Consider the following 14,202-nt stretch of genomic DNA (forward strand, 5'->3'; position numbering starts at 1 on the left):
GAACGTTCAGCCCCGCCCCAAGCCGACATTGCGGCGTCAGTTCAGGTTCGGCGTCTTGCGCCGGCACCGCTGCAGGGCGGCGCGGGCGGCGGGGGCGTCGGCGCTGAGCTGGCGCACCGCCTCGATACGGGCGCGGGTCTGATCCGCCTCGGCCGCGCGGGCGGGCTTGCCGGCCGCCGTCGCCGCCTGCATGGCCGCCAGGGACCAGAACAGGGCCGCGTCATAGAGGCTGCGGCCCTCGGCGCTTTCTCCGCCCTCCAGCTCGGACGCCGCCTGGGTCAGGCCGGCGCAACGCACCGATTCCTCATAGGAGACCAGACCCGCGGCGGGCGCCTGTTGCAGGATGAGGCCGGCGATGGTCAGCGAGACCCACATCGAATGCTCCAAGACCTTTCCGATAGACGGTTCCGAAGGGACGGCCCCGAACGTCGGCCCTATCAGATCATGTTCATGCGGCGGCGAGAAGGTCGAACTGCGCCCCATTTACACCCCTTTGCGATTAACTGACGCGAAGGGCGAAACCCTGTATGCTGCCGTGCAGCAAGAGGCCCGCCGACGCCGGTCGCGGCGCGGCCCAACGGATGGTCATGCTCTACGCCCTTCATGAACTCGCCTATCAGTCGGCCCTGCCCTGGCGCTTCGGCGCCCAGATGGCGCGCCGGTTCTGGAGCTCGCCGTTGAATCCGGCGGCGGACACGGCCCTGGCCCGCACCGCCTACGCCTCGGCCGAACTGTTCGAGAGCGTCACCCGCCGCTACGGCAAGCCCGACTGGCGGCTGGAGACCCTCGAGATCGGCGGCAAGCCGGTCCGCACGGTCGAACAGGTCATCTGGCAGAGCCCCTGGTGCCGCCTGGTCCGCTTCGCCCGCAACATCGGCGATCTGAAGCGCGCCAAAAAACCCGCGTCCGGTCCCGCCGTCCTGATCGTCGCCCCCCTGTCCGGCCATTACGCCACCCTGCTGCGCGGCACGGTCGAGGCCTTCCTTCAGGACCACGACGTCTATGTGACCGACTGGATCAACGCCCGCCAGGTTCCGGTGCTGGAAGGGCGGTTCGACTTCTTCGACTATATCGACCATGTCCGGCGGATGCTGGCCGAGATCGGCGGCCGGCCCCACGTCGTCGGGGTCTGCCAGCCCGGCCCGCCCGTCCTGGCGGCCTGTGCGATCATGGCCGAGGACGGCGACGAGAACCGCCCCGCCTCGATGACCTTCATGGGTTCGCCCATCGACGCCCGCCTGTCGCCGACCGTGACCAACCAGCTGGCGGAGGAGAAGCCCTTCACCTGGTTCAAGTCGAACATGATCCACACCGTGCCCCTGCCCTATCCGGGGTTCGGACGGCGGGTCTATCCGGGCTTCGTCCAGCTCTACAGCTTCATGTCGATGAACCAGGAGCGTCACCGCGACGCCCACTGGGACTATTTCACCAGCCTGATCGCCGGCGACGGCGACGGGGTGGAGAAGCACGAGGAATTCTACGACGAATATCTGTCGGTCCTGGACCTGACCGAGGAGTTCTACCTCCAGACCATCGACATCGTCTTCCAGCAGCATCTGCTGGCGCGCGGCCTGTTGGAGCATCGCGGCCGCAAGGTCGATCTGAGCAAGATCGCCGACATCGGCCTGATGACGGTCGAGGGGGAGAAGGACGACATTTCCGGCGTCGGCCAGACCCAGGCGGCGCACGGCCTGTGCCCGAACATCCCCGAGGATCAGAGGGTGCTGTACGTCCAGCCCGGCGTGGGCCATTACGGGGTCTTCAACGGTCGTCGTTTCCGCGAGGAGATCTATCCCCGCGTCCGCGACTTCATCGCCCGGAACGAGGCCCGACTTGGCGTATCGCAACGGTCAGCGGCTGCCGCTTGACGAAGACCGGCCCGAACCCGGTTCGGGCCCGACGCTGAGACTGTCGGTCAATCCGCGCGCGCGGCGCCTGTCGGTACGGATCGACGCCCGGGCCGGCGAGGCGGTGGTGATCGCCCCGACCGAGCGCGGCCTGGTCCAGGCCGTGGCCTTCGCCCGTTCGAAAAGCGTCTGGATCGCCGAACGCCTGGCCGTGCGCCCCCGGAGCCGGCCGTTGCAGCCGGGCCAGGTCATCGCCCTGCGCGGCCGGCCCGTGCGGCTGGAGGCGACGCCCGGCGCCGGCGCGGCGCGGCTGGTCGAGGAGGGAACCGTCATCCGCTCGGGCGGCGAGGGCGAGGCCTATGCCCGCCGGGTCGAGAATCTGCTGAAGCGCGAGGCGCGCGCCACCCTGGTCGAACGCACCGAACACCATCTGCGGACCCTGGGTCAGAAGCCGGTCCAGGTGTCGATCGCCGACACCCGCTCGCGCTGGGGCTCATGCAGCCCGCACAACCGCACCATCCGCTATTCCTGGCGGGTCATCATGGCCCCGCCCCCGGTCATCGACTACCTCGCCGCCCACGAGGTCGCCCACCTGGTCCACGCCGACCACAGCCCGGCCTATTGGTCGGTGGTCGAGCGGCTGGTGGGGGATCACCGGCCCTGGCGCAAATGGCTGAAGGACTACGGCGCGGCGCTTCATGCGGTGGGGCGGTAGGCGGCGTCCCAGACCCTCTCCCGCTTGCGGGAGAGGTGGCCCGACGTTCGCGCAGCGAACCAGGGTCGGAGAGGGGAGTCTTCTTCCAAGAGGCTAGACTTCCCCCATCGTCAGCCGTCTCGCTGTGCTCGACGAGCTGACACTTCCCCCGCAAGCGGGGGAAGGTCTGTGGGGGCTTCCCCGAAGGATCAGAAGAACAGCGGATCGCTGCGTTTTTCGGCCGGTTGGCGGCCTTCCGGCTGCTGGTCCGGCGGATCGCGCGGCGTCGGCTGGGCCTTGGGCCGGTCCAGCGGCTGTTTCGGGTCCGACGGCGCGGCGGCCTCCGGCGGTTCGGCATAGGGGTCGCCCTCGGCCGCCGGGTCGGTCGGCTGGATCGGCAGACCGTCCTCGCCAATGCCCGACATCAGGTCGCCGATCGGGTCCGGCGCGACCCAGCCCTCGGGCATGGCGGGGCCGTCGGGGATGCGGGGCGCATTCAGGCGCGGCAGGGCCGCCTCCATGAAGCCCTTCCAGATGGCGGCGGGCGAGGAGCCGCCGGTCACGCCGCGCATGGCGGTGTTGTCGTCCTTGCCCACCCAGACGGCGGTGACGAAGCCGCCGGTGTAGCCGACGAACCAGGCGTCCTTATAGTCGGAGGTGGTGCCGGTCTTGCCCGCCAGGTCGCGCCCGGCGATGGCCGCGCTGCGCCCGGTGCCCGAGGTCATGACCCCGCGCAGCATCTGGTTCATGTAATAGAGGGGCGGATTGTTGATGGCCTGACCGCTCTGGCCGCTTGCGCGCTGATAGATGACGCGGCCCTGGGGCGTGCGGATGCGGCTGATGCCATAGGCCTCGACCCGGCGGCCGCCGTTGGCGAAGGCGTCATAGGCGGTGGCCATCTCCAGCGGCGAGACCTCGACGGCGCCCAGAGCCATGGCCGGCTCCAGACCGATCCGGCTTTCGATGCCCAGGCGCCGCGCGGCCCGGGCGACGCTGTCGCGGCCGATCTGGTCGGCGACGGAGGCCGCCACCGTATTGATCGATTGGGCCACCGCCTGGGACAGGGGCATGGGGCCGGCGAAGGTGTTGGAATAGTTCTTCGGCGACCAGTTGCCGATGGTGACCGGCTGATCGACCACCGGAGTCTGGGGCGTATAGCCGGCCTCGACCGCCGCCAGATAGACGAAGGGTTTGAAGGCCGAACCCGCCTGACGACGCGCCTCGACGGCGCGGTTGAACTGGCTGTCGGCATAGGAGCCGCCGCCGATCATGGCCCGCACCCGGCCGTCGCCGTCCAGGGCCACCAGGGCCGCCTGCTGCACCCCCTTGCCCTCGTCGCGGTCCAGAATGCGGCGCACAGAGCGTTCGGCCGCCGTCTGCAGGGTCAGGTCCAGGGTGGTTTCGACCACCAGATCCTCGGTCGGTTCGCCGACCAGACCCCGGATCGACTGGTCCAGCCAGTCGATGAAATACTGGGCGTGCTGGGTGGCCAGGGTGCGCGACACGATGATGGGCTGGGTCACGGCCTGTTCGCGCTGGGCGGCGGTGATGACCCCGGCCTCCTCCATCTCGTTCAGCACGACGGTGGCGCGGTTGGCGGCCCGCTCGCTCTCTGACACCGGCGAATAGCGCGAGGGCGCCTTCAGCAGGCCGGCCAGAAGCGCGGCCTCGCCGACCGTCAGATCCTTGGCCGACTTGTCGAAATAGCGTTGCGACGCCGCCTCGATCCCATAGGCGCCGGCGCCGAAATAGACCCGGTTCAGATACAGGGCCAGGATCTCCTTCTTGGAGAATTTCATCTCCAGCCAGACCGCCAGCATCAGTTCCTGCACCTTGCGGCGCAGGTTCTGGTCCGGCGTCAGGAACAGGTTCTTGGCCAGCTGCTGGGTCAGGGTGGAGCCGCCCTGGACCACCCGGCCGGCGCGCATATTGGTGGCCATGGCCCGCATCATGCCGATGGGGTCGAAGCCGGGGTGGTGATAGAAGCGCCGGTCCTCGATGGCGATGAAGGCGGCCGGCACATAGTCGGGCAGGGCGTCCAGATCCGCAGGCGGCGCCATCTGGGTGCCGCGCGTCGCGATCAGAGCGCCGTTGCGGTCCAGATAGGTAATCGAGGGCTGGCGATCGACATTGTACAGGGTCGAGGTGTCGGGCAGGCCGCGCGCAAACACCGCGAAGAAGACCACCAGGAAGATCAGCCCCCAGACCGCCAGCACCGCGCCCCAATAGAGCGCCCTTTGCAACGGCGTGCGGGCGGGCTTTGCGCCCCCCTGTTGTCCGCCCCCGAACCCTGGACCCGCCATGACTTTCCTTCAGATGCCGCGCTGAGGCGGATTAGCTCATACCGACGTGTACCGCGTATGAACCGCCGCCGAAACGGCCCCGCTCACTTCACGCCAGCGTGAGCGGCTATTTCGCCGAAAGAATGGCGCGGCGGGCCAGCCAGACGCCGGTCTCGGCCCCGTCGGCTTCCATTGAGAGACCGGCCTCCGCCAGCAGGGCGCGATAGGCGGCGGGATCCAGACTGCCGTGATAGAGGGGTTCGCCACGCCATTCCCCGATCGTTTCGCCATGGGCGGGGCCGCTGGTGAACATCAGCCGACCGCCGGCCCCCACCTGGTTCGCCAGGGCGGGCAGAACCCGCAATTGATCGTCAGGCGTCAGGTGAAAGAGGCTGTGCCAGGCCAGGACGCCGTCGAACATCCCGTCAGGCGGCGGATTCCGCATGTCGGCGATCTCCCAGACGCCGGACGGCAGGGTCTGGCGCGCATGGGCGATCAGGGCCGGCGAGGAATCCCGCCCCACGACCCTGAACCCCCGCGCCAGCAGGGCCGCGCCGATCGGCCAGCCCGAACCGCAGCCGACGTCGAGAAGACGGGCGTTCGACGGCAGGTCGGCGACAAACCGGTCCAGCCATTCGGCCTCGTTTGGACCGTTCGGTCCCGCATAGAGGGACGGGCCGCGGTCGGCGATCCAGCCCTCGGCCCCATCCTGATAGAGGCCGATCACCCGATCCGCCGCCGGATGGCTCATCGCGCCAGAAAGGCGTCCAGCTCGCCGTAGAAGGCCTGGGGCTGGTCGAACATGATGAAGTGGGCGCTGTCGTCGATCCGCTTCAGGGTCACGCCCGGCAGGCCGGCGTAGGACATCTGATAGACGGCGTCGGTGATCTGGGGCGTCATGCGCGGGTCGTTGAACTTGACGTAGACGACCTCGGTCGGGGCCGTGATCTTGGCCAGTTCGGGGCGCAGGTCGGTCGCCACCAGTTCGCGGAAGGCGGCGGCCGAGACCTTCTGATCGCTGGTCCGCATGTCCTCCAGCGCCTCTTCACGGCGGCTTTCGGTATTGATCATGCCGTTGATGGAGGCGGTCGCCTGGGCGACATAGGCCTCGCGCGGGCTGTTGGCCTGGGCGGCCCAGATCTGGTCCGCGACCGGTTTGACGCTGTCGGCCGTGGTTCCGGGCGGGCCGAACATGGCGCCCATGAAGGGGATCATGTCCACCACCATCAGACGGCCGACGCTGTCGGGATGGCGCGCGGCCAGCATCAGGCCGATGGTTCCGCCCATCGAATGGCCGACGACGGCGGGCTTGGGCAGATTGTTCTCGCGGATATAGCGGGCGATTTCGTCGGCGACCGGCGCGGCGACGGGGGTCGGGGCGTCCCCGGTCTGGGCGTTGCCTTCGGCCGGGGCGCCGGCGAAGCCCTGGACATGGATGCGGTGAACGCGCCAGCCGACGCCGTCCTGGGCCGTCAGATGATCCACCGTCCCCTGCCAGATTTCCGGCGAAGAGCTGAGGCCGGGGATCAGGATGATGTCGCGCCCGTCCATGTCGCCGTCGATGCGGACGTGGATGCGGTCGGAGGCGAAGTCCGCATGGTGGTGGCCGTGCGCCGAGCCGTGCTCGGAATGGGTCCCGTGGCTGTTCTGGGCTTCGGCCTGGGCCTGAACCGTGGTGGCGGCGAAAAGGGCCGCAGCGAAACTCAAGGCGCGAAACATGGCGAAACTCCCCTGTGAAGCCATCCTTATGACGTCTTCACTTTGCATTGTGAAGTTCTCTGAGGACTTCGTGAGGACAGACCCCGCGTCCCTCTGTTATGAGGCGCGCATGAAGCCCGCAGACGCCGCTCCCGTCCAGCCCCCTCAAGCCGAAGCCGCCCCGTCCAAGAGCGGCGCCCAGCCGTTCGGCAAGGGATTCGTCGCCGACGCCTGGTATTTCGTCGCCCTGTCGCGCGACGTCGCCCCGGCCGGGCTGAAACGCTATGAGATCATGGGCGAACCCGTCCTGATCGGCCGCACCCGCGCGGGGGCCGTCTATGGGATGCGCGACATCTGCCCCCACCGCGCCGCCCCCCTGTCGGCCGGGAAGCTGGTGGAGAAGCCCGGCGAGGGCGAGACGATCGAATGCCCCTATCACGGCTGGCGCTTCCGGCCCGACGGGGTCTGCGCCGCCATTCCGTCCCTGGTCGAGGATCAGGCGTTCGAGGCGAACCGCATCAAGGTGCGGTCCTATCCGGTGCGCGAGAGCCAAGGCATGGTCTTCGTCTGGATGGCCTCGGACGCCCGCAATCCGTCAGAACCGGACCATGAGCCCCCCGTCTTCCCCGGCGTCGTCGGATCCGGCCCGAAACTGGTCGAATGGATGGAGTTCGACAGCCATATCGACCATGCCGTCGTCGGCCTGATGGACCCGGCCCACGGCCCCTATGTCCACCAGCAATGGTGGTGGCGGTCCGAACATTCGATGCACGAAAAGGCCAAGGCCTTCGCACCCGTAGACTTCGGCTGGGCCATGGTGCGCCATGCCCCCTCGTCCAACAGCCGCCTCTACAAGATCCTGGGCGGCGCCCCGGCGACCGAGATCACCTTCCGCCTGCCCGGCTATCGCTGGGAGCATATCCAGGTGGGCGAGAAACAGGTCCTGGCCCTGACCTGCCTGACCCCGATCAGCGACACCAAGACCCGCATCACCCAGATCTTCTGGTCCGACCACTGGGTCTTCGACCTGGCCAAGCCCTTCCTGCGCCTGGGGGTGGTCGCCTTCCTGAAACAGGACGGCGGCATGGTGAACCTGCAGAACGAGGGCCTGCGCTACGACCCCGCCCTGATCTGGATCGACGACGCCGACAAACAGGCCAAATGGTACCAGCAGCTCAAGCGCGAATGGACCAGGAGCCGCGCCGAAGGGCGGCCGTTCGTCAATCCGATCCAGCCCACGACCCTGAGGTGGAAGAGCTGACACAAAACGACCCTCTCCCGCTTGCGGGAGAGGTGGCCCGGCGTCCGCGCAGCGGACCAGGGTCGGAGAGGGAAGTCTTGCTTAAAGCAAGAAGACTTCCCCCATCGTCAGCCGTCTCGCTCTGCTCGACGAGCTGACACTTCCCCCGCGAGCGGGGGAAGGTCCGGATTACACCCTCAGCCCATGCTCCCCGGCCAGGTCGGCCAGTTTCACCATCGGGCGCGGGCCCCAGTGGGCGATGACTTCGGACGCGGCCAGGGAGCCCAGTTTCCCGGCCTCCTCCAGCGACAGACCGCGCGCCAGACCCAAGAGAAAGCCGGCGGCGTACTGGTCGCCGGCGCCCGTGGTGTCGATCACCTTGGCGACCGGATAGGCGGCGACCGCGACGCGCTCAGCACCCTTGATCACCACCGAGCCCTGCTCCCCGCGCGTCACGGCGGCGATCTCGACAATGGCGGCCAGTTTCGCCGCAGCGGCGTCGAAATCATCGGTTTCGAACAGGGCGCCCAGTTCGGCCTCATTGGCCAGGACGATGTCGGCCGACTGTTCGATGAAGCTCAGCAGTTCGGCGCGCCAGCGGGCGACGACGAAGGTGTCCGACAGGGTGATGGCCACCTTGCGGCCGGCCTTGTGCGCGGCGGCGGCGGCGCGTTCGAAGGCGGCGCGCGCCGGGGCCGGGTCGAACAGATAGCCTTCCAGATAGACGATCTGGCTGGCGCCGATCAGGGCCTCGTCGATGTCGTCGGCGAACAGCTGATTGGCGGCGCCCAGGAAGGTCGCCATGGTCCGCGCCCCATCGGGCAGGACGTTGATCAGGCAGCGGCCGGTGCCGAAACCCTGGTCGGCCCCGCCGGTCAGGACCGGGGTGTCGAAATGGACGCCGGCGGCGCGGATGTCGTGGGTGAAGACCTGACCCAGGACGTCGTCGGCCACCTTGCCGATATAGGCCGCCCGGCCGCCGAAGGAGCCGACGCCCGCCACGGTGTTGCCGGCCGATCCGCCAGAGGCCTCGACGCCCGGCGCCATGGCGTCATACAGGGCGGCGCTGCGTTCGGCGTCGACCAGCTGCATCGAGTTGGGGGCCAGGTCCTGGGCCGTCAGAAAGGCGGCGTCGCAGGGGCTGAGCACGTCGACGATGGCGTTGCCGACGGCGCAGACGTCATATTGGGCGGTGTTCTGGGTCATGGGCGCGCCTTAGCGGTTGAAGACCGGCACGTCACCCGAAAACCTATAAGGAAGCCCTTATATGTATCGGCCGGTTGCGATAGGCAGGGCGCATGACCCGGATCGCCGTCCTGACCCCCGACCCCGCCGACAAATCCTACATCGGCCGCTGGCCCGAGGTGTTGGCGCGTCTGAAGGCCACGCTGGAGACGACCGGCGCAGAGATCACGCCCACGCCCTGGACCGACCATGTCGAGGACGCCTCGGGGCTGGAGGGCCATGACCTGATCCTGCCGGTCATCGCCTGGGGCTATCACCGCGACCACGCCCGCTGGCTGAAGGCCTGCGCGACCTGGGCGACGGCCGGCCTGCCGATCGCCAATCCGGCCTCGGTCCTGGGTTGGAATTCGGACAAGACCTATCTGGCCCGGTTGGCGGACAAGGGCGTGCCCATTCCCCCGACCCGCTGGAGCGAGGCGATCACCCAGGACCAGGTGGACGCCGCCTTCGCCGAAACCGGCGCCCCGACCCTCATCATAAAACCGACGGTGTCCGCTGGCGCCTTCCGCACCCTGCGCCTGACGCCGGGACAGCCCCTGACCGAGGCGCCGGAAGGTCCGGCCATGATCCAGCCCTATCTGAAGTCGATCGAGACCGAGGGAGAGACCTCCCTGCTCTTCTTCGGCGGCCGGTTCAGCCATGCAGTCAACAAGCGGCCGGTCCCCGGCGACTTCCGCATCCAGATCCAGTTCGGCGGCCTCTACACGACCGTGACGCCCGACGCGGCCGCATTCGCCCTGGCCGAACAGGTGCTGGCGGCGGTCGAGGAGCCCCTGCTCTACGCCCGCATCGACCTGGCGCGCGACGACGCCGGCGCCTGGGTGCTGATGGAGGCCGAGCTGATCGAGCCCGACTTCTATCTGGACCATGACTCGGCGAACGGCGCCGGATTCGCCGAAGCGGTTCGAAACCGCCTTTAGAAGGCTTGCCGCTCGCCTGCCGCAGCGACCAGACGCGGGCGAGGGCGCAGGGTCTCGGCGGCGAAGGCTTCGATCCGGGCCTGGGCTTGGCGGATCGGCGCGGGAGCCGCCTCGCCTTGCCCCTCGGACAGTCGGAACCGGCCGACCAGTTCGGCCAGGTCGGTCGCCTCGCGATTGAGGCTCAGGCTGGCGGCCGTCGATTCCTCGACCATCGCAGCATTTTGCTGAGTGACCTGGTCCATGTCGTTGACGGCGTTGTTGACCTCGGCCAGGGCAACGGCCTGTTCCTGGGTCGAGGCGCGGATTTCGGCCATCAGGTGCGTGACGTCGTGGATGCGCGTGGCGATGCCCGAAAGCGCCGCGCCCGATTCCCGCACCAGTTTGACGCCGGACTCGACCTGAGCGCTGGAGGTGGAGATCAAGGCCTTGATCTCGCGGGCCGAGTCGGCGGACCGCTGGGCCAGGGCGCGGACCTCGGAGGCCACGACCGCAAAGCCGCGACCAGCCTCGCCCGCCCGGGCCGCCTCGACCCCGGCATTGAGCGCCAGAAGATTGGTCTGGAAGGCGATCTCGTCGATGACGCCGATGATCTGGCCGATCTGGGCGGAGGAGGCCTCGATCTGCTCCATGGCGGAGACGGCGCGCTGAACCACGGCGCCGCCGGTCTCGGCCTGGGTGCGGGTCTGGCCCACGACCGTGTCGGCGGACTGGGCGTTCTCGGCGGTCCGACGCACGGTGGCGGTGATCTGGTCCAGGGCGGCGGCGGTCTCTTCCAGTCCGGCGGCCTGACGCTCGGTGCGGCGCGAAAGATCCTCCGCCGCGCTGCTGATCTCATTGGCGCCGGACTGCATGGAGCCGGCGTTGACGCGAATGACCGCCACCGCCTGATCCAGGGCGGCGATCGCCCGGTTGAAGTCTTCGCGCAGAACCGCGTATTCGCCGGGGAAGGCGTCGGTGATCCTGTAGGACAGGTCGCCGGCCGCCAGGGCGGACAGGGCGCGCCCGGTCGATTGGACCACCGAGGCCTGAACCTGGGCGGCGAGACGGTCCGCCTCAAGACGCCGCTCGCGCTCGGCCTCGACGGCTGTGATGTCGGTGGCGAACTTGACCACCTTGCACGGCTTTCCGTCGACGTCGAAGATCGGATTGTAGCTGGCCTCGATGACCACGCGCGCGCCGTTCTTGGCGTAGCGGACGAACTTGTCGGCGATGAATTCGCCCGCATTCAGCCGGCGCCACAGGTCGGCGTAGGCGGGCGTATTGGCGTCTTGCGGATCGACGAAGATGCGGTGGTGGGCGCCCTGCACCTCGTCCAGGCGGTAGCCCATCACGGATAAGAAGTTCTCGTTCGCCTCCAGGATCGTCCCGTCCAGGGCGAATTCGATGACCGCCTGCGACCGCTTCAGCGCCGCGACCATGCCGGTCAGTTCCTGAAGCTCTTGTTGCTGGCGACGCTTCTGCGCTGTGCCGAACATTCCACACTCCTGTGTCTTCGTCGGAGGGTTATCGGCGAGATTGCCTAATGATTGATTATATCACGTTTGATATTTTTGATTTTTTCAGGTTTTGTGCTTAACAACCTGTGTTTGGGTGCAAACTCGCGCCCCCTGGCGGCTCGAGGAGGGCGAAATGGCGAAGGCGCAGATTGGTTCCGACGGGTTCCGCGATCTGGAGATCGACGCCCAGCTGTGCCTGGCGCTTCAGACCGGAGCCAGTCTGGTGACGCGCATCTATCGACGTCTGCTCGACCCCCTGGGTCTGACCCACCCCCAATATCTGATCCTGCTGGCCCTGTGGGAGAGCGGGCGTCCCCTGACCATGGGCGAGATTGGTCGGCGCACGCACATGGAGACCGGCGCCCTGACGCCTCAGGTCAAGCGGATGGAGGCGTCCGGCCTTCTGACCCGGCGACGCGACGCCGAGGACGAGCGTCGGGTCTGGGTCGAGCCCACCGAGGCGGGCTGGTCCCTGCGTGAGAAGGTGCTGGGCGTGCGGCGCCGGGTGGTGGAGCGCCTCCCCTTGTCCGGCGCCCAGATCGCCGAACTGCGCGCCATCCTGCAGACGATGAATGCGGATATGGAAGCCGCAGAGGCGGCGAACGCCGCCTGAAGCCCCTCAGGACGCCGCCTCGCCCAGGGCCATAAGCCCCGCCCGCGACGGGCACAGGTCGGCGATGACGCAGGCCAGGCATTTGGGCCGGCGCGCCGTGCAGGTGTAGCGGCCGTGCAGGATCAGCCAGTGGTGGGCCTTGGGCAGCCATTGCTCCGGCACGACCTGGAACAGCTGGGCCTCCACCTTGTCCGGCGTATTGGCGTTGGCCAGGCCCAGCCGGTGCGAGACGCGGAAGACATGGGTGTCCACGGCGATGGCCGCCTCGATCCCCAGTTCGTTCAGCACCACCGAGGCGGTCTTTCGCCCCACGCCCGGCAGGGCCTGAAGGTCTGCCCGGTTCAGCGGAACCTCGCCGCCGTGTTGCTCCAGCACGATCCGGCTCAGGGCGATGACGTTCCGCGCCTTGCCGCGATAGAGGCCGATGGAGGCGATGTAGGGAACCAGTCCCTCCTCCCCCAGGGCCAGCATCTTTTCCGGCGTGTCCGCGACCTGGAACAGCCGGTCAGTGGCCTTGTTGACCGCGACGTCTGTGGTCTGGGCCGACAGGGCCACGGCGACGACCAGGGTGAAGGGGTTGGAGAAGTTCAGCTCGGTCTTCGGCTCGGGCATGATCCCGGACAGCCGCTCGAAAATGGTCTCGACCCGGTCCTCGTCCGGGGGCCAGCGCAGCACCGGAACCGAGGCGCCGGTCATGACCGCCGGGCGTTTGGGACCGGGCGTCTTGGCCTTGGCGGCGGGTTTTTGGGCCTTGGTCGGCGTCATGCCTCGCTGTCGCCGTCGTCGCGGCGCGGGTCAAGACCCAGGGTCTTCAGGGCCGCGTCCGCCGCCCGCTCACCCTCCATCCAGGCGCCGTGGGCCGTGCCGTAATAGACCGGCGCCGTCGCCTCGCCCGCCAGGAAGATCCGGTCCTCGACCGCCGTCCGCAGCTTCGCCCGGTCCCCCGCATGGCCTGGCAGGGCGTGGGAATAGGCGCCGCGCGACCAAGGATCGACGCCCCAGTTCGACACCGCCACGGCCTCCAGCCGCCGTCTCATGTTCGACCCCAGGGCCGCGACCAGTTCGGACACGGCGAAGTCGACCAGGGCGGCAGGCCCCTGCGCCTCCAGCCCCCAGGCCAGTCCGGCGCCGAAATAGGCCTCGATCATCGGCCGCCCGAACGGCCGCAGATGATAGCCGCCGGTCTCGGCCGTGTCGGTCCGCGTCCACAGCTGGGTGTCGGGCTGGAAATCGCCTGCGCCCCGCACCGTCATATGCACCTTGGACGCCAGGCCCAGGGGCACGCCCGCCGTCGCCTCCAGCCAGGCGGGAACCGGCGGATCGATCCGCACAGCCTCGCTGGCGATCAGGCTGTTGGGGACCGTCAGGATCACGGCCCGCGCCGTCAGCTCGCCCCGGCTGGTCTCCAGCCGCAAAAGGGGGCCGGAGCGGTCGATGCGCCGCACGGCGCAGTCGCGCACCACGGCGTCCGACACCGCCTCGCCCAGCCGGGCGACCAGCCGGCCATACCCCTCGCGCACTCGCCAGTTCACCCCGGTGTCGCCATAGGCGTCGTAGTCCAGGCTGGACACCTCGGCGAACCGCGCTCCGTTCAGAGCGCCCGAGATCGCGTCCATGCGCGGATTCCAGCGGCAGTCGGGATCGAAGAAGTCGGAGGCCGGTCGGTCTTCGCCCCGCCCATCCCGGAAAAGGGCGGCGGCTTCCGACACGCGCTGATCAAAGGCGGCGAAGGCCTGGCCGAACTCGGCCTGTTCGGCGGGGGTCATTTCGTGGTCGAAGGCCTGGGTCCGCCACGGCGGCGGGGTCTGGTCCAGCGTCAGCCCCTCGGCCTCGACCCGGTCGGCCAGGACATTGTCGTCGGCCGAGTGCAGCCAGCCGCAGCCCATGTCCAGGCCCTCGCCCTCGACCCGCGCGGTCCAGGCGCGTCCGCCGATCCGGTCGCGCGCCTCCAGCACCAGAACCGACAGGCCGGGCCGCATCAGCCGGCGTGCGGCGGCGATCCCGGCCGCTCCCGCGCCGACGACCGCGACGTCGACCTGGAACGGCAGCGGATCAGAGGCGGAAACACGATCGGTCATGGGCTGGAAATACACGAAAACCGGTCGTGATCCGGATTCTTGCGGCCAGACATTGATTTTTGGACGGCGACGTCCATTTTAGCGCCGCT

General features: G+C 68.6%; 13 protein-coding genes. 5 read left to right on the top strand and 8 right to left on the bottom strand.

The features are described from left to right. Nucleotides 1–36: 36 nt before the first annotated feature. A complete protein-coding gene (locus ACW178_RS00535; RefSeq protein ID WP_191558877.1) occupies nucleotides 37–375 on the bottom strand; it encodes a hypothetical protein in 339 nt (112 codons plus the stop codon). A 212-nt stretch (nucleotides 376–587) separates the two neighbouring features. Here ACW178_RS00535 and ACW178_RS00540 point away from each other — a divergent pair, with 212 nt between their 5' ends. Both ACW178_RS00540 and ACW178_RS00545 read left to right on the top strand, forming a co-directional pair. After that, entirely contained in the window at nucleotides 588–1,868 is a 1,281-nt protein-coding gene (locus tag ACW178_RS00540) for a polyhydroxyalkanoate depolymerase (protein WP_182714677.1), read from the top strand. Beyond that, on the top strand, nucleotides 1,834–2,562 hold the full coding sequence (locus ACW178_RS00545; RefSeq protein ID WP_183215197.1) for a M48 family metallopeptidase: 729 nt from the start codon (nucleotides 1,834–1,836) through the stop codon (nucleotides 2,560–2,562). The genes ACW178_RS00540 and ACW178_RS00545 overlap by 35 nt, the downstream gene beginning before the upstream one ends. 188 nt (nucleotides 2,563–2,750) lie before the next feature. Here the strand turns inward: ACW178_RS00545 and ACW178_RS00550 are convergent, their stop codons facing one another. The 3 genes from ACW178_RS00550 to ACW178_RS00560 form a co-directional block, all read right to left on the bottom strand. Continuing rightward, nucleotides 2,751–4,844 (bottom strand): transglycosylase domain-containing protein, encoded by a 2,094-nt coding sequence (locus ACW178_RS00550; protein WP_287104253.1) that lies wholly within the window; start codon nucleotides 4,842–4,844, stop codon nucleotides 2,751–2,753. A gap of 106 nt (nucleotides 4,845–4,950) precedes the next feature. Then, a complete protein-coding gene (locus tag ACW178_RS00555) occupies nucleotides 4,951–5,574 on the bottom strand; it encodes a class I SAM-dependent methyltransferase (RefSeq protein WP_287104251.1) in 624 nt (207 codons plus the stop codon). Continuing rightward, nucleotides 5,571–6,542 carry an alpha/beta fold hydrolase gene (locus ACW178_RS00560; protein ID WP_182714681.1) on the bottom strand — a complete coding sequence of 324 codons (972 nt, stop codon included), beginning with the start codon at nucleotides 6,540–6,542 and terminating at the stop codon, nucleotides 5,571–5,573. Before ACW178_RS00560 ends, ACW178_RS00555 begins: the two co-directional genes overlap by 4 nt. 109 nt (nucleotides 6,543–6,651) lie before the next feature. On the opposite strand from ACW178_RS00560, the gene ACW178_RS00565 reads away from it, so the two are divergent. After that, the gene (locus ACW178_RS00565; protein WP_492024760.1) at nucleotides 6,652–7,782 is read left to right on the top strand and encodes a Rieske 2Fe-2S domain-containing protein; all 1,131 of its coding nucleotides are present in this window, start codon (nucleotides 6,652–6,654) and stop codon (nucleotides 7,780–7,782) included. A 168-nt stretch (nucleotides 7,783–7,950) separates the two neighbouring features. Here the strand turns inward: ACW178_RS00565 and ACW178_RS00570 are convergent, their stop codons facing one another. Continuing rightward, complete coding sequence (locus ACW178_RS00570; RefSeq protein WP_191554585.1) at nucleotides 7,951–8,967, bottom strand: adenosine kinase; 1,017 nt, start codon at nucleotides 8,965–8,967, stop codon at nucleotides 7,951–7,953. Nucleotides 8,968–9,059: 92 nt separating this feature from the next. Here ACW178_RS00570 and ACW178_RS00575 point away from each other — a divergent pair, with 92 nt between their 5' ends. Next, the gene (locus ACW178_RS00575; RefSeq protein WP_054764018.1) at nucleotides 9,060–9,926 is read left to right on the top strand and encodes an ATP-grasp domain-containing protein; all 867 of its coding nucleotides are present in this window, start codon (nucleotides 9,060–9,062) and stop codon (nucleotides 9,924–9,926) included. Here ACW178_RS00575 and ACW178_RS00580 read toward each other — a convergent pair. Further along, the gene (locus tag ACW178_RS00580) at nucleotides 9,923–11,401 is read right to left on the bottom strand and encodes a methyl-accepting chemotaxis protein (protein WP_492024761.1); all 1,479 of its coding nucleotides are present in this window, start codon (nucleotides 11,399–11,401) and stop codon (nucleotides 9,923–9,925) included. The two genes, ACW178_RS00575 and ACW178_RS00580, sit on opposite strands and share 4 nt — an antisense overlap. A 154-nt stretch (nucleotides 11,402–11,555) precedes the next feature. Between ACW178_RS00580 and ACW178_RS00585 the strand changes: the two genes are divergently transcribed. Then, on the top strand, nucleotides 11,556–12,035 hold the full coding sequence (locus ACW178_RS00585; protein ID WP_492024762.1) for a MarR family winged helix-turn-helix transcriptional regulator: 480 nt from the start codon (nucleotides 11,556–11,558) through the stop codon (nucleotides 12,033–12,035). A 6-nt stretch (nucleotides 12,036–12,041) separates the two neighbouring features. On the opposite strand, the gene nth is transcribed toward ACW178_RS00585, so the two are convergent. Together nth and ACW178_RS00595 are read right to left on the bottom strand one after the other, a co-directional pair. Beyond that, on the bottom strand, nucleotides 12,042–12,800 hold the full coding sequence (gene nth / locus ACW178_RS00590; RefSeq protein ID WP_287106501.1) for an endonuclease III: 759 nt from the start codon (nucleotides 12,798–12,800) through the stop codon (nucleotides 12,042–12,044). Further along, the gene (locus ACW178_RS00595) at nucleotides 12,797–14,113 is read right to left on the bottom strand and encodes a flavin monoamine oxidase family protein (RefSeq protein WP_492024763.1); all 1,317 of its coding nucleotides are present in this window, start codon (nucleotides 14,111–14,113) and stop codon (nucleotides 12,797–12,799) included. Before ACW178_RS00595 ends, nth begins: the two co-directional genes overlap by 4 nt. Between the last annotated feature and the right edge of the window lie 89 nt (nucleotides 14,114–14,202).

This window comes from Brevundimonas sp. AVps4 (genome assembly GCF_058681525.1).